Raw genomic sequence first — 25,191 nt, 5'->3', positions numbered from 1 at the left:
TTATCTAAATTCTTCTTGGTAAGACATTCTTATGAGTTATGGCTTTTACATTTATGGAATTTTGACCTTGCCTGCTCCACAAAATTTAAATTTAGAGGGCTTAGATCGGCAACCCGTACAAATTAAAATTTTGGATGATTTTGCAGTCATCTACTCCGAAGCACAGCAAGAGCGTTATTTGGCCAGCCGTCGTAACCTGCTAAGTCATGAAAAAGTCCTTGAGGAGATCATGCAAGGAGGCGATCGCTATTTACTGCCCGTGCAATTTGGACTTTTGGTTTCCAGTTGGGAAAAGGTTTCACAGCAATTAATTCGTCCTCATCAAGAAGAATTGACGCAATTGCTTGCGAAGTTATCGGGTTGCCGAGAAGTTAGTGTCAAAGTTTTTTGGGATACCGAGGCAGAAATTCAGGGACTATTGGCAGAACACCCAAATCTCAAAACCGAAAGGGATAAGCTAGTCGGTCAACCCCTGAGTATGGAGCGGGTAATCCAAATAGGGCAAACCATCGAACAGGGAATTAACGATCGCAAGCAAGGCATCATTGATGTATTTAAAAGCACGCTCAACTCTATTGCGATCGAGGTGGTGGAAAATACTCCCCAAGTGGACACAATGATCTACAATTCAGCCTACCTAATTCCTTGGGAAGCAGAATTACAATTTAGCGAACACGTTGAAGCACTCGATCGTCAATTTGAAAACCGATTGCGAATTCGTTACAACAATTTCACTGCCCCGTATAACTTTGCTCGTCTTCGATTAACCACTTCCAACTGATTAATTCCTCTCTCTGTGAATAGCAATAAAAATTGAGAATGAAAAATTATTGAAACTTTTAATTTTTAAATTTTTCTCTACCTTTTATTTAAGAGGATGTTTGAAAAGTCCTCTTGTCGATAACACAACTTTCTAGATCCCCCTAAATCCACGTCAGTTGCTCATGGGGGAAACCCCCTTGGCGCTAGCCTCTCCCTTTGGGAGAAGACCGCGCACTGGCTACCCTTGTAAAGCTACGGTGTACACACAAGTTATGGAATTGGAATTACCCCTCCCTAACCCTCCCCTTGTAAAGGGGAGGGAACTAGATTTTCCGGTTTCCCCCCTTTACAAGGGGGGATTAAGGGAGGTAATTCGACTGTGTGTACACCGTAGCCTTGTAAAGGGTAGGGGGGATCTAAAATTGCCCAAAATCACAGTAAAACACTTTTCAAACAACCTCTAAGTTAAATCAATGGACGACATATTCAAAGGATTTGAACACCTATTAGAAATTGCCAAAGCTTTAGAAGAAAAAGTAGAGAAAGGGGAGTTAAAAACTTCTATTCAAATTCGGTCTCATAATCTCAGTAGTATTCCCCGGAAAGGCAATATTCCGAGAACAAGTAGTTCCAGCCGAGTCAGATCCAATTCCACCGATGCAGCTACACCAATGGATGATGCTGATGTCACCCCCCCATCAGCTCGGACGAACTCAAAAGCTTCTTGGCAAGGTATCGGCGGCTTGGCTGATGTCCTCCAAGAAATCAGAGAGTTAGTTGAAATTCCACTTAAACGTCCAGATTTATTGGTGAAATTAGGGTTAGAGCCTCCGCGTGGGGTTTTGCTCGTTGGCCCGCCCGGTACGGGAAAAACTTTAACAGCCCGTGTTTTGGCAGAAGAGTTACAGCTAAACTACATTGCCATCAATGGCCCAGAGGTGATGAGCAAGTATTACGGGGAAGCAGAAGCTCGTTTGCGAAGTATTTTTGAGAAAGCAACTCGTTCTGCTCCCTGTTTGATATTTATTGATGAAATTGACAGTCTTGCCCCAGATCGCAGCCAAGTGGAAGGTGAAGTTGAAAAAAGACTAGTGGCGCAGTTGCTTGGGTTAATGGATGGGTTTGCCAAAACTGAGGGCGTAATTGTATTAGCGGCAACAAATCGTCCCGATTATCTCGATCCGGCGCTGCGTCGTCCGGGACGCTTCGATCGCGAAGTTCAGTTTCGAGTTCCCGATCGCAATGGACGATTGGAAATTCTGACGATTTTGACAAGTGCCATGCCCTTGGAGACTTCAATTAATTTAGGAGCGATCGCCGATTTGGCTGTCGGTTTTGTCGGTGCCGATATCAAAGCTCTTTGTCAAAAAGCAGCCTACATTGCCCTTCGTCGTCAAGTCCCCTCGCTCAACAGTCCCGTTCCTGAGAACATGACTATCATGCAGCAGGATTTTCTCGAAGCAATTAAGGAGATAAAACCCTCAGTTCTCAGGTCTGTAGCAATTGAAACACCAAGTGTAAGTTGGGATGACATTGGTGGTTTGGATGATGTGAAACAAAAACTTCAAGAATCTGTAGAGGGCGCACTCCTCTATCCCGAACTATACGAGCAAACCAAAGCCAAGCCTCCCCGTGGGATTCTGTTGTGGGGGCCGCCGGGAACCGGAAAAACATTACTTGCAAAAGCGATCGCTTCCCAGGCTAGAGCCAACTTTATTGCTGTGAATGGCCCGGAATTACTCAGCCGATGGGTAGGAGCCGCAGAACAAGCAGTCAGAGAACTCTTTCGCAAAGCTCGGCAAGCAGCTCCTTGCGTTGTGTTTATAGATGAAATTGATACCCTGGCACCAATACGGGGACGATTCACTGGTGATTCTGGAGTTAGCGATCGCGTTGTCGGTCAACTACTCACCGAACTCGATGGGTTGCATGAATGCCCGAAAGTACTGTTAGTAGGAGCAACCAATCGTCCAGAAGCGCTCGATCCTGCCTTGCTCAGAGCCGGAAGATTGGACTTACAAATAAAAATCGATCTACCAGATCGAGCCAGCCGATTAGCGATTTTAGGAGTTCACAATCTAGATCGTCCCCTGGTTGATGTCGATTTAGAAACCTGGGCGACAGTTACCGAGGGTTGGAATGGAGCAGACTTGGCTTTATTGAGCAATCAAGCTGCTTTAAGCGCAATTCGTCGATACCGCGCCCAAGGATTGACTGACTCCAGCTTGATTCAGATTACAAATGATGATTTCCAACTTACATACCAAATGCTTGCTAATCAGCATCAATCTCAATAGTCTCTGACTTGAAAAAACACAGAAGTTTAGAGCGGAAGCTACTTAACGCAATGTGCAACTTATCCTTAGAACCCCACTTCCATTCCTTTCCCCCACAGGGAGAGAGGCTTTGATTCTTGCTCCCCTTCCCTTGTAGGGAAGGGGCTGGGGGTTAGGAGCGATACTTATCCTCCGAAAACATCTTTGATGTCAAAAGAAGCGTCCCGGAGAACTTCATGTGTACAAACTTAATTACAGAATAAGTATCCCAAGTTTATGTCAATATACGCTTATGCTCTTCTAATCCCGACCGCATCACCGCTGGTTCTACCTTTAGGGATGGAAAGGAATATTGAACTCGTTTACTCTTCTGGTTTAGCTGCGATCGTAGAGCCGGAAATCTCACTGGAGGCAATACAGGCAAAGGATGAGCATTTACTTCAAGCTGTATTAAACCACGATCGCGTAATTCGAGAACTTTTTCAACAAACTCCCCTTCTTCCCCTACGTTTTGGGAGGGGTTTTAGCTCTGTAGAAAAACTGCTGAATCATCTAGAAAAGCACCAAGAGCAATATCTAGAAGCCCTAACTCAGCTAGCAGACAAAGTTGAGTACACTTTAAAAATGACACCCTGTGATTTGCTTGACGATTCTGAAACTATTGATGCCAAGGGAAAAGCCTATTTATTAGCGAAAAAACAACGCTACCAAACACAGCAAGCATTTCAAGCACAACAATGCGAACAGTGGGAACTCTTGAGCCAGTTAATTCTCAAAACATATACAAATGTTATCTGTGAAACTCGACAGTCAGATGTGCGGCAAATCCACTTTTTGGCACAGCGTAACGATTCAACGCCCAGTACGCAGCTGTTTTCCCTTTGGCAGGTACAATGCTCGCACTGGCAATTAGCACTCAGCGAACCACTACCACCATATCATTTTCTAAAAAATACTCTCATATAAATTCATAAAAAATAATATTTAAAACTCTCCCAGAAAGAATAAAGACGATCTAATTTTTTATTTAATTTTTTTTATTTTCTTATATTTATCTTATATTTTTGGGAATACTAAACCCAGGAAGAATAAAACACATTGTGTAAGTTTTACCTACTGCTCAATCAGAGCAGGATGAAATCAATAATTAGAGTTTTGAGAGCAAAATAAAATGGCTGTTGAAAAAGTTAACTCATCTTCAAGTCTGGCTGAAGTTATTGACCGCATTTTGGACAAAGGAATTGTAATTGATGCTTGGGTACGTGTTTCTTTAGTTGGTATTGAACTGTTATCAATAGAAGCTCGGATTGTGATTGCTTCAGTCGAAACTTACTTAAGATATGCCGAGGCAGTTGGTTTAACATCCCAGGCTGCTGTTCCATCTGCTGCTTAACACCACATTAGAAAATGGGAGTCTTTATGGCTTCTAAGCTGATGCGCGTCTAAAGTATATAAACACTCTTGATGGTCGTTGACAGATGATTATTGACGGTTAACAGTCATCTGTCATCAGTCATCAGGTAAATGTACAAATTAAATGCGTAACAGCTTATTTAATATTTCTAGTTAACAAAATAGGAGATATCATCTGATGGCTCTCAAGAATTTATGGGAACAAGAGCGATCGCAGCGATTGCAAATAACTGCTGAACGCCGTCAAAAAGTTAACCAGTGGAAACAGCTAACTCAACAAGAATTTCAGCTGCAAGCAGATGTGGTTCATCAAGAATTGAGCAGTTTTGTTACCAGCCTTGACAACAACAGAAAGTTACAACAGCAGCAATTTCAGCAAGAGATTGTCGAGCGGCAATTGGAAATATTGCAAATAAAAACAGATGTCTCGCAACGCCAGCAAGAATACCGCCAACAGCGTTCAGCAAACGCTCAGGCATTATTCCAAAACTTGCAAAATTTCCGGGAAATCTTACATAACAGTGTTTGGGGCGATTACAGTCCCGAACAACCAGTTTCCCCGGCTCCTGTTAAAGAAGAAAAATTAGTTGTAACAGTTCCAAAATGGTCAATTTCCCGTTCTGCAATTAAAGCTAATGGTTTTCGTCCTTCCGCCAATACCATGACTCAGAAAGTGCCTGCCTTGAATGCAGATACTGTTAAATCTAAAGTGCAGCAATACATTCAGCAAGCTGAAGGAGCTACTCTGATAGAAATTGAAGAAGTGATAGGCTTAAGCCGGGTGCAAACGATAGATGTCCTGCGCTCCTTGATCAAGCAAGGCGTACTAGAACAACGCGATCGCCAATACTTTATTCGGCAACAAGCAATTTCTGGACAAACTTAATTTAAGCTCATTTTTTGTATTTGCAGACTAGCAGTTGGGCGATCGCTTATGTCTATCGCTTTAAGCAGCAGAGTACACAATCGATAAGCATTAAAGCTGGTCTATGCTTTGTAGTATTCAACATTTCCATCTTTTTCAGGTCTGGTATTGCAACTACATCTATACAAGCAATTTTCTCAATAGATGTAACATGGTAACAAGTTAACCTATTAATAATTAGAAAAAGAGCTTAAATCTTTGTTCAATTTTCCGGTTTTTAACTTTAAAAATATCCAGATTGGAAAGGGATATAACAAGCTGGGATAGCTCAATCAAGGTTTTGAACTGTGCTATTGGCAATCTCACAATGAAGTTAGTAAGCTGGATTGTTTGAGAAATTCTAATGTAAATGCAAAACTCAAGATATATAAGGAGGTGCGATCCATTGTGAATCAATTGATCGAGCAACTTCAAACTAAATTATTTACAGGCAGGCTGAATCTTGAAGCAAGGGATGGGCCGACTTGGACGCTATATTTTCGTTTAGGACGATTAATTTGGCAGGCTGGCGGTTCTAATGCCGATGAGCGATGGCGACGACACTTGTTGCGGTACTGTTCTAATCTGGATGTGACACAGTTGGAGCAGCTTGTCTCTCCCCAGGAAAATTATCGTGAGTATTCCATTCTTGCTAAGTTGCGAGAACAAAAATTAATCGAACAACAACAACTTGTTAGCCTGATTGCAAGCTCAATCACTGAAGTTCTGTTTGATATAATTCAGTACATTGAAGCCAAAAGAAATGGCAACAATCCAGCAGGGCAGTTGTCACATACTACCGTTGTTGGTGAAGTTCCTGGGGTTCTCCTAGCTGTAATACCAACAGAGGAAGTTTTGAAACGGGCTACACAAGCCTGGCAAGAATGGCAAAATGCAGGACTGGCAAACTACTCGCCCAATTTATTTCCGATCATTCAAAAAATTGAGCTACTCCAAGGACAAGCATCCTCTAAACAGATTATTGCTCTAGTTGATGGCACAAAAACTTTACGAGGTCTAGGGCAAAAAAGCGGTCGGGATGTCTTAGCTTTGACTCGGTTATTGATGACATTGGTAAAAACAGGGGCGATCGCTTTTTCACCTACCCCAAAGCTCAGGCAGGTTGTGATTAGTAAAGAAACTGGCAACCCCTCTAGTGCAGTTAATAATTCCAATTCTTCACTCAAGATAGAAGAGGACACTGTTTTACAAGTTGCGCCCAATTTCAACAAAGTTGCTCCCCCAGCGACTAGTAAAGAAATTGTCAGTCCGTCCAGTGCAGTTAATAATTTCAATTCTTCACTGAAGAAAGAAGAGAACACTGTTATACAATTTGCCCCCCCAGCAGCTAGTAAAGCAATTATTGATGTCTCAAGACCTTTAGTAGCCTGTGTGGATGATAGTCCGATGATCTGTCGCAGTTTGGAGGAAATTCTCACCCATCAAGGTTATCGCTTTGTTGGCATTCAAGATTCCTTGACGGCTGTTTTAAACCTAATTAAAAGCAAGCCAGACTTCATTTTTTTGGATCTTTTGATGCCAAAAGTCAATGGCTATGAAATTTGTTCTCAAATCCGTAAAACTCCAAGTCTCAAAAATGTGCCGGTTGTCATCTTAACCGGGAAAGATGGAATAGTAGATCGGATGCGAGCAAAATTAGTAGGGGCAACTGACTTTATGGGTAAACCTGTAGAAGCAGAGAAAGTACTCAATGTGCTTCACAAGTATTTAAGCGTTTAGGTTGAAGTGGTAGTTATGACAGTGGCTCCCCTACATTCATTTTTAAAACCGATTGTGAATGGTAAATTGCTCCCTAAATCTAGCTTGGTGTTAATTCATTTGTCGCCATTATTTTTCAAATTCTCAATTAAATAGTTAGGAAAAAATGAAAAAAGTTCTTTTAGTTGAAGATAGCCTCACAGAATCCGAAAAGATGACACGTTACCTAGAGCAAGGAGGATATTCAGTTTATGAAGTTCGCAGTGGTGAAGAGGCTCAACTCAGGTTGAAACAACAAAAACCTGACTTGATTCTACTGGATTTGATTTTGCCAGGCCAAAGTGGATTTGAGTTCTGCCGCAAGTTGAAAGCCGATCCGACAACAAAAGGAATCCCGGTAGTGATTTGCTCAACTAAAAACACAGATGTTGATAGAACTTGGGGCAATATGAGTGGTGCTGATGGCTATTTAGTCAAACCTGTAGATGAAAATACCTTGCTCCAGACTGTTAATAAATTTATTCGCTAAAGGAAACTAGGGCAATGGTACAGGCCAATGATAGCTTTTCTTCGCTACCCATTAATAGCCAATTTCGACTTGAAAACTCTTCTCAAGGAAACAACCAGAGGTTTTTAAGATTTCCGTTGAATGGAAAGGTAAATGGGTTACTCCCATTAGCTGATTTGCGGGGAGTAATTCAAGTTGCACTGACCGAGATTTTGCCAGTACCGCAGGTAGCAGAATTCTTGTTAGGCATAATGAATTGGCGGGGAGAAGCGATCTGGATTCTTGATTTAGCAGCTTTGTTGGGAGCAACACACTGGTGTCGGCGAGAAGGTGTGCGTAACTCTGGCATGGCGATGCTTGTTCAAGTCCAGAATCAAACCGTCGGGCTGTTGGTAGAGCAAGTCAATACCATTGAAGTTCACGATCCCCAAGAGCGGTTAGAGATTTCGACATCGATGTTACCTGCACGACTAGGCTCATTCTTACAGGGTTACTTTGTGGATTCTCAAGGTAGCCCTTTGATGTTACTTGACACCCAGGTTGTGATTCAAGCCCTTCAGCCTCTTTAAAGTTCAGAGCTTCCTATATAACGCCAAAAGCAGATGCACAAAGGCTTATGGACGCTGAAGCCGTTCTAGAAAAGTAATACCAATTTCAAAAAAGAATGCTCCAGATACACGCTTCCAAAGCCTTGTTCTGTCTGCCTTTCTTAATTTTGAATTTTGAATTTTGAATTTTGAATTGGTATAAGTAGTACTTTGTCAAGATAGTTTTGAGGGTTTGTAGTAAGCACTTTAGTGCTTGGAAAATAAGGACTAAAGTCCTTACTACGAACTTATTTACCCATCAATTTAAGCTTAACAAACTAGTAGCCTCCGTTCTGCATTCTACTTAATTAACTCCGACAACCTTCATAGCAAGAAAGATCATGGTAGCGCAACACAATCTTAGATCCAGCCAACCTCAATCAAATCCCAGCAACGGTTATAAGGAAACTGATAACGGGCATACCGTTGATGTACCAGCAAAACAGCAAATCACCTCCGCTCTAGAAGAATTGCGAACTGAACTGGATCAAGCTGATTGGGTGGAAACAGGGCCATTGCGAGAGAGAATCCGCAAGTTAAAAGAACTGCTAAGTGTGTTGCCATATCAAGACGGAGGAGATGGATTAGAGGTAGAGCAAGTACAGGCGATCGCCAGCAAAATCCGCCAATTTTCCGATCTAGATACCTTGCTCGCTACTGCTGTCATGGAGGTACAAAGCTCACTGCAAGCCGATCGCGTGGTACTGTATGAGTTTACGAATCCGACGCTGGGGATAGTTGTTGCGGAGGGGATGAGGGATGGCTTTACCCCAATGCTGAAGGAAAAACTGCCCGCCGTCATTTTTGGGTTAGGTTCTGCCAAGCTTTATCAACAAGAAAAATTAGTTGCGATCGCCGATACCTACACTGCTGGCTTGTCCCCTTACCAAAAGCAGCTCATGGATCGGTTTCAGGTAAGAGCTTGTGTGAGTTTGCCAATCTTAGTAAAAGATGAGGTTTGGGGTTTATTGGTAGTGCAGCAATGCACTGCTGCTCGTCAGTGGCAAAATGGTGAAATTCGGTTACTAAAATTGATCGCGCAGGAATTAGAAGTGCAACTGCAAGTTGCCGTGATTCAGGCTAAGTTGCAACAAGAAGTAGAAAAAGACCAAACCCTGGTCGGTGTAGCAAATAAAATTCTCCAGTCCAAAGATTTGGATACCATCTTTCGCGTTGCCACCCAAGAAGTGCGACAGTCACTAAAATGCGATCGCGTGGCAATCTATCGTTTCCAGCCAGATTGGAGTGGGGAATTTATCGCTGAATCTGCTGGATCTGAGTGGGTTTCTCTATTAGAAGAACAGCGAAACAACCCAGCAATTGTCAATAACGTTAACTATTGCAGTGTGAGGAACCTTGCAGACGAAGGGGGATTGGTTGGGACAACAGGGCGATCGCCCAGTGCAGATAGCTACATTCAGCACACCCAAGGCAAAAATTTCCATCGCGGACAGATTTATCGAGTCACGAATGATATCTACAGTGCTGGTTTTTCTGACTGCTATATCAAAGTTTTAGAAACCTATCAAGCCAAAGGATACATTATTGTTGCCATCTTCCAGGGAGAAAAGTTGTGGGGCTTGCTCGCTGCCTATCAAAATTCTCAGCCTCGTCAGTGGAAAGATAGTGAAGTTCGACTAATGGTGCAGGTTGCAACTCTGTCTAGTATTGCTATTCAACAGGTGCAATATCAGCAACAACTTTATCACCGCTCTGAGGAGTCAGCCAAACTTGTTGAACGAGAACGTACTGTTTTCGGCATCATTGAAAAGATTGGGCAAGCAACGGATCTTCGCACCCTTTTCCGCATTACCACCCAAGAGTTGCGGCGATTTTTAAAATGCGATCGCGTTGTCATTTATCAAATTTATCCAGACTGGAGTGGAGAAGTGATCGCTGAATCTGTGGCTGCTGGTTGGTCGTCATTGTTGGAGATGCAGGAACAAGACAGCATTTTAAAAACAGGTCTGCTATCTTCAGAGCGTTGCAATATTAAGGACTATAACTCCCCGATTAAACCTGATGCCGATACCTATCTGAAGGAAACCCAGGGTGGAGTGTACACCAAAGGAACGCGCTTTCGTAAAGTCAACGATATTTCTGCTGCTGGTTTTTCACCTTGCTATTTAGAAACATTAGAGAAGTTCCAAGCCAAAGCATACATTAATGTTCCCATCTTCCGCGCTGGTAATCTTTGGGGTTTGTTAGCAGCCTATCAGAATTCTGATGTTCGGAAATGGACTGAAGAAGAGACCGGTGCTTTGTTGCAGATCGGCGAACCGTTGAGCATTGCCCTCCAGCAAGCTGAATATATCGAACAGCTACGGTTAAAAAATCTCGAAATGACCCAAGTAGCTGAAGTAGAACACGCCATCGCCCGAATGACGGATAGAATGCTTCATTCCCAACACCCAGAAACAATTTACCGCACTACCTTGGCAGAATTGCGGCAGTTGTTCAAATGCGATCGCCTAGCAATATATCGCTTCGACTCTGACTGGAGTGGTGAATTTATTGCTGAATCTGTCGGAACTGACTGGGTGCCTCTGGTTGGCCCCGATATCAAGACCGTATGGGAAGACGAACACCTACAGCAAACTGAAGGCGGACGCTACCGCAACAATGAAACTTTTGCCGTCAATGACATCTATACTGTTGGTCATGCCCAGTGCCATATCGACCTGTTAGAGCAGTTCCAGGTTAAAGCCTACACCATCGCCCCGATTTTTGCTGGAAACAAACTTTGGGGTTTATTAGGAGCTTACCAAAATAGCGGCCCGCGCCAGTGGAATTCCGAGGAGGTGCGATTAGTGACCAAATTGGGCATTCAGTTCGGGTTAAGCGTACAGCAAGCCGAGTACATCGAACAACTGAGAACGAAGAATACAGAGTTAGCGCGAGCAGCAGAAGAGGAACAGGTGCTGACAGGGATGGTGGAAAAAATTCGCCAAGCTCAAGAGGCAGATACAATTTTCCTGAATGTGCTGCCAAGTTTACGCAAACAACTACAGTGCGATCGCCTAGCAGTATTTCGCTTTCATCCCGACTGGAGTGTGGAGTTTATTGCCGAATCCGTAAAAGATCAATGGCTGTCTTTAGGGAGTTCTGACATCAAAACGATTTGGATGGACGAACACCTACAAGAAACTCAGGGCGGACGCTATCGCAATCATGAAACCTTTGTTGTCAATGATATCTCCACTGCCGGTCACGTTCAGTGCTACGTAGAGATGTTAGACAAAATGCAGGCCAAAGCTTACGCGCTCGCTCCGATCTTTATTGGAAGCAAACTCTGGGGCTTTTTAGGAGCATACCAAAATACTGGCCCTCGGCAGTGGCAATCTAAGGATGTGCAACTGTTGCGAAAAATAGCTGTGCAAATGGGTATAGGTTTGCAACAGATTAAGTATATCGAACAACTCAAGAAGAAGAATGCAGAATTAGCGCGAACCGCAGAAGGGGAACGAGCATTGACACGGCTCTCAGAAAAAATTCGCCAAGTTCAAGAGCTAGAGATGATTTTCCGCAATGCCTTACCAGAATTGCGATCGCATTTGGAATGCGATCGTCTAGCCGTGTATCGCTTCAATCCAGATTGGGGTGGGGAGTTTGTTGCCGAATCCGTAAGTCGTGAATGGGTGGCTTTGGTTGGCCCCGATATCAGGACTGTATGGGAAGACGAACATCTACAACAAACCCAAGGTGGACGCTATCGCAACAACGAGACCTTTGTGATTAATGATATTCACACTGCTGGTCATGCCCAGTGCCACTTGAAAATTCTAGAGCAATTCCAGATTAGAGCCTATATCATCACCCCGATTATTGCCGGAAACAAGCTCTGGGGTTTGTTAGGAGCTTACCAAAATAGCGGGCCGCGGCAATGGCAAGAGAATGAAGTCAACTTGGTAGCGAAAATCGGCACGCAGTTTGGGGTTGCCGTCCAGCAATCGCAATACTTACAACAAACCTTAACCAAGAATGAGGAACTGATCAAACTGGCAGAACGGGAAGTAGCAAACGCCCGATTTTCCTATCGCCTGCCAAGTCGGTTAACAGAAATGGCCCAAAGTAATGGTAATGTTCTGGAATTTATCCAGTTTGCCACCCACGAACTTCGTCAACTGCTGAAAGTAGATCGAGTTGGAGTTTACCGTTTTGAGCCTGATTGGTCTGGAGAATTTGTAGTTGAGTCTGTGACTGGGGATTGGCCTAAGTTGGTGGGAACTAGCTTGGCCAAAGTTAGAGATACCTATCTCCAGTACAACCAAGGAGGGCGTTATGTCCGCAAAGAAAGTTTGCGGGTTGACAATATATATACTGTCGGTCATGACGAATGTCACGTCCAATTGTTAGAGATGTGGGGAACTAAAGCCTACATGATTTCTCCGATTTTTCAAGAAAATCGGCTCTGGGGGCTGATGGGAGTTTATCAAAATAGCGCACCGCGCCAGTGGGAGCAATCCGAAGAGGATGTTCTCAACCAAGCCAGCGTCCAGATTGGTATTGCCCTCAATCTTGCAGATTACCTAACACAGGTGCGTATTCAAGAGCAGCAACTAGCAGAAGCAGCAGAGCGCGAACGTACCGCACGGGAAAAGCTGCAACAAGGAGCTATCCGCGTTCTCATGGCTTTGGAACCATCCTTCAGAGGCGATCTCACCGTTCGAGCGCCCCTATCTGAAGATGAAATTGGGACGATCGCCGATGGTTACAACACTACGATCCAAAGTTTGCGAGATTTAGTGCGACAAGTGCAGATTGCTGCTGGTAGGGTGAGTGAAACTTCCAGCGATAACACGATCTCAGTAGTGAAACTATCTGACCAAGCTCAACAGCAGGCAGAACGGCTCGAACACGCTCTGGAACAATTACAAATGATGGTAACTTCCACCCAGATAGTTGCTGCTGATGCCCAAAAAGTCGGACAGGCGGTTCAAAGAGCTAATAACACCGTCCAAGCTGGTGATATCCTAATGGAAAAAACCGTAGAGGGCATTTTGGAGATTCGGGAAACCGTGTCGGAAACAGCGAAGAAGATTAAACGCCTTGGTGAAGCTTCTCAGAAAATCTCGAAAGTAGTGAGTCTGATTGAAAACTTTGCCACTCAAACTAATTTGCTGGCACTCAATGCTGCCATCGAGGCTACCCGTGCCGGAGAGTATGGCAAAGGCTTTGCGGTGGTTGCAGATGAAGTTCGTTCTCTGGCTTATCAGTCGGCTAGTGCCACCACAGAAATTGAGCGACTCGTGCAAGAAATTCAAGCTGGCACCAACGAAGTTACCGAAGCAATGGAAATAGGGATTAGCCAAGTTGTTCAAGGCTCGAACTTGATCGATGAAACTCGTCATTCCCTAAGTGCGATCGTCGTAGCTACCAACGAAATTGGTGGACTAGTACAAGGAATTACCGAAGCAGTTTCCCATCAAAGTCAGCAATCTCACATATTGACAGAGGCAATGATGGATGTTTCGGCGATCGCCCGTAAGACTTCAGAAAGTGCCATGCACATTTCCGAGTCTTTTGAGGAACTACGGATGACTTCACAACAACTGGAAACCAGCGTTAGCCAGTTCAAAGTTGACTAAGTAAGTCGTGGTGAATATTTGTTCTCAGGATAAGGCAGAGGGGCAGAGGGGCAGAGGGGCGGAGGGGCAGGGGAGAAATAACTCTCCTCTGCTCCCCTGCCTCCCCTGCTCCCCCTGCCTGCCTTAACAGATAAATCTCCTTGACACCAAGCGTATTATGAACCCCGATCCCAGTAATCAAGAGCAGGCTTTTCTTGCTGAAGCGGCAGAGTTGTTGCAAACCATTGAGCAGAATCTGATCGGTTTACTTGATGAAAAAACAATAGAAAAAGTTCATGCCTTGATGCGAAGCGCCCATACTATCAAAGGGAGTGCTGCCAGTGTTGGGCAAGAAACTATTCAGACAATTGCCCATCATTTGGAAGATGTATTCCAAGCGTTATACGCTCCAGAACTGGAAATCGATCCAGAATTGGGTGCTTTGCTTCTAGATGCTTATGAGTGCCTGCGAACTCCATTGAGTGCAGCCTTGATGGGCTTATCCTGCAATGAGGCAGAAATACTCGATCGCACTGCCTCAATCTTCGCCCAACTCCAACATAAACTAGGCGACTTTTTTGGTCGTGAGGCTCTGCTTCCCAGTTCGGAAGAACTTGGCTTTGATGTGGTAGAGTCAATCTTTTCCGGGAGTGTACTCCAGGATTTGCAACAGTTGGAAGCTGACATCCAAAGCCAAGATCCGCAACAAATTCAAACAACACTCAACTCCCAAGCCGAATTTTTTGCTGAACTAGCAGCATCTTATGGCTTATCTGGATTGGAAGAAATTGCCCAGGCGACCCTAAACGCGCTCAAAGCACATCCAAACAAAGTACTGGAAATCGCTCAGGTGGCTTTAGAAAATTTTAAAGCAGCTCAAGCAGCAGTACTTACAGGCGATCGCACTCAAGGGGGAGAGATATCTCTACAATTGCGAGAATGGGCAGGACTAACTATTCCTGTCCCAGAACCGCAAAGGCAGCCAGTTGCGATCGCTGCCCAACCCACAGAAACGACTACAACTGAGAATCAGCCATCCCCCCTCCTCAGTGCCAGCGAAGCGGAATCAATTTGGTCGTTTTTCCCGAAGCGGACTGATAACTCCGTAGCGAAAGCACCGGAGGTACTGGCACCTATTTCTCATTCTCAGGATTCGGTAGTAGTCCCCTCTGCCATAGAGCGGATTTTACAGTCAATCTGGATCGGAGATCCAGAGACATCTTGCCGATACTCAGACTCAGATCGGCCAGCCTCTCCACCACCAGCGCCAAGCCTCCAGGCTCAGTCATCGGCATCACTTCCCAGTATCAGAGTCGCGATCGAACAACTCGATCGCCTCAGCCATACAATTGGGGAATTGCTAATCAGCGAAAACCAACAAAACCTGCAATCTAACCACATCCAGAAAGCAGCTCAAGACACTCTACTACAGTTTTTGTACTGTCAACAACAACTTAGTAAAGTTTTTACTTGGTCGGATCGACATCTGCTGCTTCCCGAACGCAAGCAGCGACAGATGCATGTATCTCCCCGCCCAGTTATCTCTGTTACCGAGGCACAATCCAATTTTGATGCCTTAGAAATGGATAACTATAGCGAGTTGCACATTCTCCTGCAAAATCTTACAGAAGACATGGTGCAATTAGGAGAACGGATTGAGGCTGTTAATTCCTTAGTTCAGCAATCTCGCTTCAGTCTTGGAAAGCGCAAGCAACTGCTTTCAGGAGCGCAGGAAGATTTGCTGCAAGCCAGAATGGTTCCACTGGGAACAGTGTTGAATCGATTACCCCGGCTGCTGCAACAGATGGTAGCAACTTATCATAAGCCTGTTGAACTCAAGCTTGGCGGTACGAAGGTACTCGTGGATAAAGCCATTTCTGAGCAGTTGTACGATCCCTTGCTGCACATGATTCGCAATGCCTTCGATCACGGCATTGAACCGGTAGAAACCCGTCGCCAGCAGGGTAAACCAGAAACCGGAACGATTACAATTAAAGCCTATCATCAAGGCAACCGCACTACTATTGAGGTACGGGATGATGGTCGAGGCTTAAACTGGGAAGCCATTCGTCAGCGAGCTATAGAAAAACACCTGCTGACTCCCGAACAAGCCGCCTACGCCTCAGAAGACCAACTGGCAGAGTTATTATTTGAACCAGGCTTTTCTACCGCCAAGCAGGTTGGTGAGTTATCTGGCCGTGGTATCGGCTTAGATGTGGTTCGCACTCAATTGCAAACTTTACAAGGTTCGATTGTGGTGCGATCGATTTTAGGGCAGGGAACCACCTTCATGCTGCAATTGCCTCTAAGCTTGACAACGGCACGCTTGCTCGTTTGTCAATCTCAAGGTATTACTTATGGCTTGCTGTCTGAAGGAGTTAGCCAGGTTTTATTACCGCAGCCAGAGCAGATTCAAGTCCAGCAATCTTTACACGGGCAAGGCAGCCAAAAATTCTGGCAGTGGGGAGAAGGGCAAAGTCTGCAACTCGTTCCCATCCGCCCGCTTGCCGATTTGCTGGATTACAAATATCCTTTATTGACCCAAGACCACAATTTAAACCTCAGTCCTTTTCCAGTCAAACAACGGAACACCGTCGAACCTCTGCTGCTGTTGGAAACAGAGCATCAATACTTGTGTTTGCAAGTCGATCAGATTTTAGTCGAGCAGGAATTAGTAATTAAATCCCTCGGCAGAGTCCTGACTTTACCTAGTTACATCCAAGGCTACAGCGTGTTGGGAAATGGTAGTCTTACCCTAATCGTTGACCCGTTGGAGTTAGTTCGGCAAACTTGGGAGACAGATATGATCCCGACTTCCCCGGCATCAATTGCAACTAAACTATTGCCTGCGCCTGAGCCTGTTCTTACTCTAGAGGGGCAGCAAACCTTAACGATAACGCAACCGCAGCAACAGCCGATGGAAGTCAATACAGCCGTTGCTCAACCTAACCGACTGATGGTGTTAGTGGTAGAAGATTCGGTTGTACAAAGGCAAAGTTTGGTGCAGACGCTCCAGAAAGCCGACTATCAAGTGTTGCAAGCAGCCGATGGTCGAGAGGCGATCGCGCAAATGCTGCAACACGGTGATGTCGATTTAGTGATTTGTGACATTGAAATGCCGCAGATGAATGGATTTGAGTTTTTAGAACATCGTCGCCAAGACGAGCGTTTGTCCGGGATTCCTGTGGTGATGCTGACTACCCGTAGCGGACAGAAGCACCGCCAATTAGCTTTAGCTCTAGGAGCAAAAGCTTACATGACCAAACCCTATTCAGAACAAAATTTCCTAACCGCGATCGCTGAACTAGTTCATAACCCTTAACCCAATACCCTTGGGTTAAGCCTTTTTTCTCCCCCTGCTTCCCCTGCCCCCTGCTTCCCCTGCCCCCACCCGTAACTTCCTATGCTTAACACTCCCTTTCCGTTTAAGCGATTATCTGGCGCTGTGAGCGAGCGCGACTCATTACGAGTCGTTGTTTTTGCGATCGCAGACTATTTATTTGCCCTGCCAGTTGGTGCAGTTCTCAAGGTGATGGCTTGTCCCCCTATTAGGAGTACGGTTGAAAGTGGTATCGGGATGGTTGATTTGGGAGCGCAAACCATCACAATTGTGGACTTGCGCCAAAAGTTCATTCAGCAAGTGCAAGCCCAACAGCCGCATCAAGTTCCCTCTGCGGTTGACACTTCAGGGCGCTTCTTACTTCTGACTCAAACCCGGACTGGGGAAATTTGTGGCATTCCTGTGGACAAGCCCCCTGCCTTAATCGATATTCCTTTGTCAGCAGTGCGTCCGGTGCCGTGGTCTTATCGGCAAGTGGCGGAGTTAAGCTGTATTAGCCACATGGCTGTTTTGCCTGTAGCACCAAACGAGGAACCACTCAAAGTACTTCTTTTTGGTATGAGCCAGATATTGGCTGATAAGTTGGGGTTGCCCGGAACAACCCCAACCTTGGCTCCTGGGCTGACATCAGGCGAACAACGGCAAAGATTTCTGCGTTTTTCCTTGGGCGATGGAGGAAGTGGATTGCTACCATTCCACTCATTACAGGACATTATTCATCTCGCTAGCCAAGAAATTTCCCCAGCCCCGGCCTTACCAAGTTGGATTTTAGGTTTCTATAATTGGCAAGGACAGATGCTGCGGGTGGTTGACTTGGAACATTTGCTTGGTTATGCGCCGCTTTTGAAGCGGCAGTCACGACCAGAAAAGCCAATGGTTCTGGTTATCGAACTGCAAAATCAGGTAATCGGGTTTTTGGTGGCTCATGTCTACGATGTAGAGTGGCAGGATTTACAGCAAGCACAATCGGCACCAACCGACTTTTCCCCAAACAAACTGCTAAATTTTGTTCGAGGTATTCTGCCAGGCGATCGCTGGATTTTAGACACCAGAGCGATCGCCCAGACATTGCAATGGCAAACCCACTGATAAGAGGCAGGGGGCAGGGGGAGGAGGAGTGTGGGAGGTGTGGGGAGTGTGGGGGGTAAGACTTCTTCCCCATCCTCCCACACCTCCCACACCTCCCACACCTCCCACACCCCTTGGATTTCTCACTTGTGAGAAATCCAGGCTTGTTCCCTGCTCCCCTGCTTTTTCTATTTGACTTGATGCTGCCAAGGAGTTTTCTGTGACGATCGCAACTTTAGACCCTAATTCTGAAACCCAGCCTGTTGAAAATGAAATCCAGATAGAAGAAATTTTGGCTAATGTGGCTCTAATCAAAGCAGTCTTTCAATCTGCTAAGGGGCCAAAGGTCGCTCAATTGCAGCAGAAGGTGAGTCAAATCGAAGCTTTTATCCAAGCTTTGGCTAAGGATTCACCCAGTGACAACGATCAAAATGTTCGAGGGGCTTTTCAACTCCAGCGAGAACAACTTGCGGCCATCGATCGGCAAATGCAGCAGACAAAGGATCAAGCCGAACTTTTGGAGGTTACAGTTACCGCCCTTCGAGATGTTCTCAACGCCGATCGCGTTTTGATTTATCGTTTTGAGGAAGATAATCGCAGTAGGGCGATCGCTGAAGCGATACAAGCGGGTTGGACATCCCTGCTCAACCAATCCCTACCGATAAATTTGTTTGTTAATAAACCCGATGTTGGCGACGGACAAAACTCGCAGGACAACCTCACTGAAGTATTAGAATTAACTCCCCGCCAACAGCAATTTTGGCAACGCTTTCAGGTGCAAACTAGCCTCTGCTTACCCTTGATTGTCAAACAACAGCCTTGGGGTTTTTTAGTTATTCATCATTGCCTCCAACCCCGACAATGGCAGGAAGCAGAGCGCAGTTTGCTACAACAAGTAGGAATGATGTTGACAATTAACTTGCGCTGGGCTGAAATAGTAGCTCCACCTGCTCAACATCTGTCATCGCCTCCCCAAAAAGCTGAATCTGGCGATCGCTCTGAGTTACTAGTGCCATTTCAGCAGGTGAGCCAGGCTGTACAAGCAGGAGCAAGAATCGCCGAGCTTGCCGGCGAGCATTTAATGTCTATTCAAGATACTGTTGCTATTACTAATAAACAGCTGCAATATCTTGGTGAATTTTGCCAGCAAGCTTCTGGCTTTGTTCACCTTGTGGAAGGCTTGAGTACCAAAATTCAGGTTTTGTCCCTGAATACAGCTATCGAAGCCACAAAAGCTAGCGAGCGGGAAAGAGGTTTGCTAGCTGCTGCCGAACAGGTGGAAATTCTCGCCCGTCAAGCCCGCGACAGCACCCTAAATATAGAGGAATGGTTCCAAGAACTCCAGGTGGCAGCAGCAGACGTTGCTTCTGCTATCGAACCGTGCGATCGCCAAATCAGTGCTGGGTTGGAGTCAATCGCGCAAATCCAGGAGCAATTCAAAGCGATCGCCGACATCGCTGCTTGTAGCCTCCAAACAATATCGAAGCCATAGAATTGTCACAAACCCCATAGAAACGAGAGTTGTTTTCATGAGTACCAATTTTGTCCCCCAACCGCAGAACGACGATCGCTTCCTAGAAGAAGCGATCGATCTGTTACTGTTCTTGGAGCAGGAGTTGCCTAACTATACAAAAGACAGTAACCCTGGTACAGCTTTGGCTCTCATGGAAGCTGCTAGCTCTCTGCATTCGATTGCCATAGCAGCTGAGCTAGATGCCATTGCCATCGTTGCGGCTGCACTAGAAGAGATTTTTCAGCTGCTGCATCAGTATCGGGCAACTGTCAACGCCCCAATCGCCTCGCTGTTGTCGGAAGGATTAGATTGCCTACAGATGCTGTTGATGGCATTTTTAACAGCTTCGCAAATTGACGAAGTAGAAATTCTAGAGCGGATGTCTGCCATTGTTGCTCGTCTACAAGCAGAGTTTGGCGATCGCCAACAAAGCGTTATCGCCCAGGAGGAAACAAACCTTGAGATATTGATAGAGCAACCGCAGGAACATCAACCAGTTATTCAGTTTGGCGATCGCTTGGTCGAGGTAGAATCTTCTGCGGAGCAAATTATCGTTCAAGACAAGGAAAGTCTTGACAGGGAATTAATAGATGAAACTAGCCCCCAGTCTGGCAGCCTTGTTCACGTAGATACCGAGCAGCTTCCCATCAAAGTAGAGGAACTAACAAACCTGGAGGAGTATGGGGAAGGAGATTTTCATGCTTGGTTGGGGGATTTTTCCCTGCCTACTGAAACTTCTGTTGCATCCCTAGTTAAATCTGTTCGCGATCGCTATCCACTCTCTTTGCAAGAATCGATTTCTACCATTCTTGCAACAAATATTCCAACCGCCACACCCATTAATATTCAGCATCTCGAACAACTAAATGTGCTAGTTGCAACATTATTAATTAACTATAATCAGCAATCCTGTCAGGAAGAACAACAGCAACATACGATCGGGCGGTTGCTCCGACAAGTTAAACGATTACAACACCTGCTAGATAATCTACAGGAATGGTCAGGACGTTTAGCAGCAATTTCAGATACCCTTTCTCCCCTAGCTGCTTCTCGCTCTCAGCAATTATACAGTACTCTGCAATCTGTTTTGGCTGAAGCGTCTCAGGTGGCATCAACTGTTCATTCGCTGAATAACAATCATCATCAACTCCAACAAGAACTGATACAGCAGGAAAAGTTACTTAACCAGTCTTCCAATTTAGTCAAAAAAGTTACAACTATTCCTTTAAAAGTAGCGTTAGAACCTTTACATCGGCTTTGGTCTCAGTTACAAGCTCTACAAGATAAGTCTGCTAAACTACATTTACAAATTAGCGATATCCAAGTCGGTCGGGCATTTAGCGATCGCCTCCATGCTCTCCTGTTACATATAAGTTGCTATTTACTAGAGCAAAGTATTGAGTCTTCCCAAACACGCCAACAGCTAGGTAAAAATAGCAACGGTATTATTGAAATTCAAGTTTACCAGCAAGGAAATCAACTGATTATTGATGGCTGTGATGATGGCGCAGGACTTAACTTATCTCACATTTATCAACAAGCTTCAGCCCAAGGAATCGACCTGACAAAACCAGGGGATATCTTACAAGAACTGGTAATTGAACCAGAGGTTTCATCTGTTTTATGCGATCGTGCTGCCTTAGAGTTAGGAGTAGAATTAACTGAAGTTTGCAAGCAATTAACAGCTATTCAGGGAAGAATAGTATTGAAGTCTAAAGCTGGACATGGTACAGCCTTCTCGCTCCAAATTCCCCTCGATCAAAAAATTGCTCAACTTATCGTCTGTCAAGCTAACTCCAGAGTCTATGCATTTATTGCCGATTCTGTAGAGCAGATTTGTCTATCCCAGTCCGAACAAATCATCCAAACTCAAGCGGGACGTATGTTATTTTTGCAGTCTTCTGGCACCAGTGGCTTCCTTGGTTGCGATCGTGAGGATCTAACAACAGAAATGCTCGTCCCTATCCATTTATTGACTGAGGTGCTGATTTGTCCTAACCAGCTTCCTCCCTCAGTTACTACTTACAGCACAGATACACTAAATGCTTTCAAGCAGGATAAGCCTTTATTAGTATTTCGTTACTTAGACAAACGATGTGCTTTAGAAGTAGATTGCATCATTGGCAAGCAATCCGCTGCGATCCGTCCTCTGGGGGAAGCAATCCCAGTTGCTGCTTATATCCAAGGAACTAGCATTCTTGCCAATGGGCAACTTAGCCTGGTTTTGGATGGTCATCTTCTCACAAAATCTCTAACTTGAACTAAATATCTGCCATAATTGATACCAAGTCTTAAAGACTTATTGCAGATATGTTTGGAAATAATCGTCAAATAACTTACTAGCAATCTTTTTGAGATATCTCATCAAGATAATTTGTCGTGCAATTACGTATGTTAATTGCAAATAAAATCACCTCATGCAGAAATATAAGTTTTAGCGTAGGCGTATATCCTAGCTGAAAAGAGCAGGAGATTTGCCAAGTAGTTGAAATCTTGTTAACCTTTATGCTTAAAATTGCACAAGAGGTTTATTTAGCATCTACTAAAAGCTAAAGTCAACCCTTTGCAGGACTCCCATAAGCAATGCTGACTGAAATTTTGCCTTTCCGCTTTGAGTTAGACACGATCGCGATCGCCGGAGCGAGTTTGTGGTCATTGGCGCTATATCTAGGTTTTTCCCCAGTCAATGAATGGGTAATCGAGCAACTCAACCGCTGGTTTAACTTTGCCGAGCGATCGCTTTATACCAGCCAGTCAGAATTTGAAAAGACTCGTAAAGCTAGAGAATCCCAAAACTCTTTCTACGCTTCATTATTTAGCATTGTGCCTTTTTTGGTAATTGGTGCTTTATGTAACTGGGTTCTAGAAATTAGTTTAGGTGAGAGTTGGGGAATTAGTACAGGAATATTAGCTTGTATGGGCGCTGGCATTTATGAACTTGGGCGCAGGGATGGAGAATCTTCCGATTAAGTAGAGAAGAAAGTGAAGGAATAATTTTGAATTTTGAATTGTTTCCCACTTCCTTTACTTCCCAATTTCCTCGCCAACAATCTGTGCTATCTTCTGGGCTGCACCGCTTTCACCACGAATCTTACGGAGATTAGCGCGGATATCAGCCAATTTTTCTGGATGGGCTAATAAGTCTAAAACCATTTCCCCAACTTCTTGCGGTTGAAGTTTACCCATAAGTTCTGGCACTATCTCTTCCTGTGCCCAGATATTTGGCCATGCTAATAAACCTTTGCGTCTCACAAATCTCAGGAATAACCAATTAATCACCTTCGTAAAGAGCGTACCTACTCCCGGCAGATTTGCCAACAACCCAGGTAAACCATCCCAAGCACGCATGGCGTCAAGTTGCTGGGTTGGCAGCAAAACAATCATTGGCACTCCTAAAGCACCAAGTTCGGCAGTGTTTGCCCCCACTGTAGTTAAGCAGATGCAGCACTGGGATAATAAGTGATATGCAGGATTTTCTTGCCACAGTTCCACAGTTAAGCCTGTTGTTGTTTTGAGCAATGCCTTGCTTCTAGAGTCGTCTGGGGCAATTAAGTCAGCACCGCCAAAGCCAAACATTTCAGCAATAGGGTTTTTTTGGGGATCGGCAAAACTAGCTAAAGTTTGTAAATCTAAAGTTGGGGCTAGAGGAATCACAAATTTAGTTTGAGGTCTTTTTGCATGAACGTATTCAGCAATGCCTAAACTTAATGGTACTCCTTGGGCTAATTTTGCGGCTTTTGATCCAGGCAATAAACCAATCAATTCAGTTTGGAGTGATGCAGTGATAGGCAGAGGAGAATTTGAATCTAGGCTTTCTCCTGCTTCTAGCATCAAATCACCTACAACGGTGAACTTATGAGCATATTTCTGGGAAACATCAGCAGCAACTTTGGGTTTCATCACGCCAAAGCGATCGATCCAGTTATGCCAACGGGCTTCCCATTCGGCGTAAACCACTGTGCGATATCCCAGCTTTTTACCTATAACTACGGGGAAAATTTGATCGCCACCGAGGAAAATAACTACACCGCGACTTCTCCAATCCCAATTCTCAAAGGTTTTACCCCAAAGTAAAAATTGCCAAAAGTATTCTGCTGGCTGTACTCTATCTACTTCTGGGTAAGAAAGAGCGATCGCAGCTTCTTTTCCACTAGCATTTGAGCAAGGTGATAAGACTACACTGATCCTGACTTGATTTCGATCGTCGCCGAATTTTTGCCGCAACGCTCTTACTACTGGGCGTACCCAGGTTGTTACCTCACCTGGGCCATTTGATAGGATGAGAATATCTACTTGAGTCATTAGTTAATGTTCAAGAGTTAGGGGTCATTAGTCAAGAGGTAAATATTATCTAATTCGTTCCTAATTTTTAGAGGCACAACATCACTGATATAATTGCAGGCTATGTTCGATAACATCTGCAAGTTTTTGGCAGAGTCATTTTCAGCCGACTTTGCAACATGGCTACCTATAAATGCAATAGGATCGATACTTATAGATTAATATTTAATCATATTTATAATGTTTTATAGTGACTTCTCGCTGTCAAAAGTCAAACGCGACTTTAACTTAACTACAATTGAGAATGGACGGTTTTTACCCGAAACACAGTCCATAGAACCTAGCTTTTACCTCAAAGAAGCACTAAGCGAAGGACTACCACTAGCAACAGCAACTGATTCAGAAAAAGCTCGCTCAGAGTTAATTATTAGTCCTATCCTCGTAGAAGTTTGGAAAATTCTTGAACGCAAAGTCAGCTTTTTTTCGGGTGAAGATTTTACCGTTGCATCGGAGCTAGGCTTAAGTGGAGTATGTGATTTTTTAATTAGCCGCTTACCGGAACAAATATTTATTGAAGCTCCTGTCATCGTGATTATTGAAGCGAAAAAAGGTGATTTAAAACCTGGTTTAGGGCAATGTGCAGCAGAAATGATTGCCGCACAAAAATTCAATGAAACCAATAATATACCGATTAAGACAATTTATGGCAGCGTTAGTAGCGGTACAGCTTGGCGATTTTTGAAATTAGAAGAGCAAACACTGAGTATTGATTTGAATGATTATTCCGTTCCGCCAGTGGAAATACTATTAGGAATGTTGGTTTGGATGGTGCGGGAAGGTTGAAGAAGAATTCTGGGGGATTCAAGGGAAGTCAGTAGCAGAAAGCTAAATATTAGTTAAGAAATTATAGTAATTAGGCCATCGCATTTCGTCAAATATATTCAATTTTACAACCCGCACAAGCGGGTTTTGTTTTGTAATTACAACAATATAACTAAATAGCTATTTAACTATTAATAAAATATTACAAAAAAGTTACAAATAAGTGAGCGGATACTTTTAAACACAGTCAATAATTACAAAGAAATATTTCGTTTTTTATATCGATTTGTGTCAGATACACGATAAAATGCCCAGTGGGCAAGCGTTTTCTGATAAAAAACACATATTGCCGAAAAAGTAAGAAGTTAACAGTGGCTGATGATGCCGCTAAAAACTTCTAGTAGAGAACACGCATCAAAGGAGCCGAAGAA

The 25,191-nt window shown here is 44.4% G+C and carries 17 protein-coding genes; 15 read left to right on the top strand and 2 right to left on the bottom strand.

Annotation, left to right across the window (positions count from 1 at the left end; all coding sequences use genetic code 11):
* The first annotated feature begins 31 nt into the window (after nucleotides 1-31).
* The 11 genes from V7L01_RS15880 to V7L01_RS15830 all read left to right on the top strand — a co-directional run bounded on the left by V7L01_RS15880 (nucleotide 32) and on the right by V7L01_RS15830 (nucleotide 18,165).
* Complete coding sequence (locus V7L01_RS15880; protein WP_334876712.1) at nucleotides 32-781, top strand: GvpL/GvpF family gas vesicle protein; 750 nt, start codon at nucleotides 32-34, stop codon at nucleotides 779-781.
* A 454-nt stretch (nucleotides 782-1,235) separates the two neighbouring features.
* Nucleotides 1,236-3,059, top strand: coding sequence for an AAA family ATPase (locus V7L01_RS15875; protein ID WP_335036255.1), 1,824 nt, complete (start codon nucleotides 1,236-1,238; stop codon nucleotides 3,057-3,059).
* A gap of 255 nt (nucleotides 3,060-3,314) precedes the next feature.
* The gene (locus V7L01_RS15870) at nucleotides 3,315-4,004 is read left to right on the top strand and encodes a GvpL/GvpF family gas vesicle protein (RefSeq protein WP_335036253.1); all 690 of its coding nucleotides are present in this window, start codon (nucleotides 3,315-3,317) and stop codon (nucleotides 4,002-4,004) included.
* Nucleotides 4,005-4,209: 205 nt separating this feature from the next.
* Complete coding sequence (gene gvpA / locus V7L01_RS15865; protein ID WP_012408764.1) at nucleotides 4,210-4,431, top strand: gas vesicle structural protein GvpA; 222 nt, start codon at nucleotides 4,210-4,212, stop codon at nucleotides 4,429-4,431.
* A gap of 198 nt (nucleotides 4,432-4,629) precedes the next feature.
* Nucleotides 4,630-5,337 (top strand): gas vesicle protein GvpC, encoded by a 708-nt coding sequence (locus V7L01_RS15860; protein ID WP_335036251.1) that lies wholly within the window; start codon nucleotides 4,630-4,632, stop codon nucleotides 5,335-5,337.
* A 426-nt stretch (nucleotides 5,338-5,763) separates the two neighbouring features.
* Nucleotides 5,764-7,095, top strand: coding sequence for a response regulator (locus tag V7L01_RS15855; protein ID WP_335036249.1), 1,332 nt, complete (start codon nucleotides 5,764-5,766; stop codon nucleotides 7,093-7,095).
* A gap of 145 nt (nucleotides 7,096-7,240) precedes the next feature.
* Nucleotides 7,241-7,603: a response regulator transcription factor gene (locus V7L01_RS15850; RefSeq protein ID WP_069071669.1), complete on the top strand. Its 363-nt coding sequence runs from the start codon at nucleotides 7,241-7,243 to the stop codon at nucleotides 7,601-7,603.
* 14 nt (nucleotides 7,604-7,617) lie between these two features.
* On the top strand, nucleotides 7,618-8,151 hold the full coding sequence (locus V7L01_RS15845; protein ID WP_334896799.1) for a chemotaxis protein CheW: 534 nt from the start codon (nucleotides 7,618-7,620) through the stop codon (nucleotides 8,149-8,151).
* A 359-nt stretch (nucleotides 8,152-8,510) separates the two neighbouring features.
* Nucleotides 8,511-13,757, top strand: coding sequence for a GAF domain-containing protein (locus V7L01_RS15840; protein ID WP_335036247.1), 5,247 nt, complete (start codon nucleotides 8,511-8,513; stop codon nucleotides 13,755-13,757).
* A 157-nt stretch (nucleotides 13,758-13,914) separates the two neighbouring features.
* Nucleotides 13,915-17,058: a hybrid sensor histidine kinase/response regulator gene (locus V7L01_RS15835; protein ID WP_335036246.1), complete on the top strand. Its 3,144-nt coding sequence runs from the start codon at nucleotides 13,915-13,917 to the stop codon at nucleotides 17,056-17,058.
* 81 nt (nucleotides 17,059-17,139) lie between these two features.
* A complete protein-coding gene (locus V7L01_RS15830; RefSeq protein ID WP_335036244.1) occupies nucleotides 17,140-18,165 on the top strand; it encodes a chemotaxis protein CheW in 1,026 nt (341 codons plus the stop codon).
* Here the strand turns inward: V7L01_RS15830 and V7L01_RS15825 are convergent.
* On the bottom strand, nucleotides 18,118-18,354 hold the full coding sequence (locus V7L01_RS15825; RefSeq protein WP_335036242.1) for a hypothetical protein: 237 nt from the start codon (nucleotides 18,352-18,354) through the stop codon (nucleotides 18,118-18,120). The genes V7L01_RS15830 and V7L01_RS15825 overlap by 48 nt on opposite strands.
* Nucleotides 18,355-18,364: 10 nt before the next feature.
* Between V7L01_RS15825 and V7L01_RS15820 the strand changes: the two genes are divergently transcribed.
* From V7L01_RS15820 to V7L01_RS15810, 3 genes are all read left to right on the top strand, one after another.
* Entirely contained in the window at nucleotides 18,365-19,636 is a 1,272-nt protein-coding gene (locus V7L01_RS15820; protein WP_335036240.1) for a GAF domain-containing protein, read from the top strand.
* Nucleotides 19,637-19,673: 37 nt separating this feature from the next.
* Nucleotides 19,674-21,917, top strand: coding sequence for a chemotaxis protein CheW (locus V7L01_RS15815; RefSeq protein ID WP_335036238.1), 2,244 nt, complete (start codon nucleotides 19,674-19,676; stop codon nucleotides 21,915-21,917).
* A gap of 323 nt (nucleotides 21,918-22,240) precedes the next feature.
* Nucleotides 22,241-22,627 (top strand): hypothetical protein, encoded by a 387-nt coding sequence (locus V7L01_RS15810; RefSeq protein WP_335036236.1) that lies wholly within the window; start codon nucleotides 22,241-22,243, stop codon nucleotides 22,625-22,627.
* Between the two features lie 54 nt (nucleotides 22,628-22,681).
* Here the strand turns inward: V7L01_RS15810 and V7L01_RS15805 are convergent, their stop codons facing one another.
* On the bottom strand, nucleotides 22,682-23,959 hold the full coding sequence (locus V7L01_RS15805; RefSeq protein ID WP_335036234.1) for a lipid-A-disaccharide synthase: 1,278 nt from the start codon (nucleotides 23,957-23,959) through the stop codon (nucleotides 22,682-22,684).
* A 219-nt stretch (nucleotides 23,960-24,178) separates the two neighbouring features.
* Here V7L01_RS15805 and V7L01_RS15800 point away from each other — a divergent pair, with 219 nt between their 5' ends.
* Complete coding sequence (locus V7L01_RS15800; protein WP_335036233.1) at nucleotides 24,179-24,781, top strand: hypothetical protein; 603 nt, start codon at nucleotides 24,179-24,181, stop codon at nucleotides 24,779-24,781.
* Nucleotides 24,782-25,191 lie beyond the last annotated feature (410 nt).

Source organism: Nostoc sp., from assembly GCF_036917095.1.
In the GTDB taxonomy this organism is placed as follows: Bacteria; Cyanobacteriota; Cyanobacteriia; order Cyanobacteriales; family Nostocaceae; genus Nostoc.
Note: the sequence above shows the minus strand (reverse complement) of the source record. Positions and strands in the feature narration are given on the sequence as shown.

What these genes read in the sequence shown, in the direction of transcription:
- V7L01_RS15880 (WP_334876712.1), top strand. Translation starts at nt 32, where the DNA reads ATGAGTTATGGCTTTTACATTTATGGAATTTTGACCTTGCCTGCTCCA.
- V7L01_RS15875 (WP_335036255.1), top strand. Translation starts at nt 1,236, where the DNA reads ATGGACGACATATTCAAAGGATTTGAACACCTATTAGAAATTGCCAAA.
- V7L01_RS15870 (WP_335036253.1), top strand. Translation starts at nt 3,315, where the DNA reads ATGTCAATATACGCTTATGCTCTTCTAATCCCGACCGCATCACCGCTG.
- gvpA (WP_012408764.1), top strand. Translation starts at nt 4,210, where the DNA reads ATGGCTGTTGAAAAAGTTAACTCATCTTCAAGTCTGGCTGAAGTTATT.
- V7L01_RS15860 (WP_335036251.1), top strand. Translation starts at nt 4,630, where the DNA reads ATGGCTCTCAAGAATTTATGGGAACAAGAGCGATCGCAGCGATTGCAA.
- V7L01_RS15850 (WP_069071669.1), top strand. Translation starts at nt 7,241, where the DNA reads ATGAAAAAAGTTCTTTTAGTTGAAGATAGCCTCACAGAATCCGAAAAG.
- V7L01_RS15845 (WP_334896799.1), top strand. Translation starts at nt 7,618, where the DNA reads ATGGTACAGGCCAATGATAGCTTTTCTTCGCTACCCATTAATAGCCAA.
- V7L01_RS15840 (WP_335036247.1), top strand. Translation starts at nt 8,511, where the DNA reads ATGGTAGCGCAACACAATCTTAGATCCAGCCAACCTCAATCAAATCCC.
- V7L01_RS15835 (WP_335036246.1), top strand. Translation starts at nt 13,915, where the DNA reads ATGAACCCCGATCCCAGTAATCAAGAGCAGGCTTTTCTTGCTGAAGCG.
- V7L01_RS15830 (WP_335036244.1), top strand. Translation starts at nt 17,140, where the DNA reads ATGCTTAACACTCCCTTTCCGTTTAAGCGATTATCTGGCGCTGTGAGC.
- V7L01_RS15815 (WP_335036238.1), top strand. Translation starts at nt 19,674, where the DNA reads ATGAGTACCAATTTTGTCCCCCAACCGCAGAACGACGATCGCTTCCTA.
- V7L01_RS15810 (WP_335036236.1), top strand. Translation starts at nt 22,241, where the DNA reads ATGCTGACTGAAATTTTGCCTTTCCGCTTTGAGTTAGACACGATCGCG.
- V7L01_RS15805 (WP_335036234.1), bottom strand. Translation starts at nt 23,959, where the DNA reads ATGACTCAAGTAGATATTCTCATCCTATCAAATGGCCCAGGTGAGGTA.
- V7L01_RS15800 (WP_335036233.1), top strand. Translation starts at nt 24,179, where the DNA reads ATGTTTTATAGTGACTTCTCGCTGTCAAAAGTCAAACGCGACTTTAAC.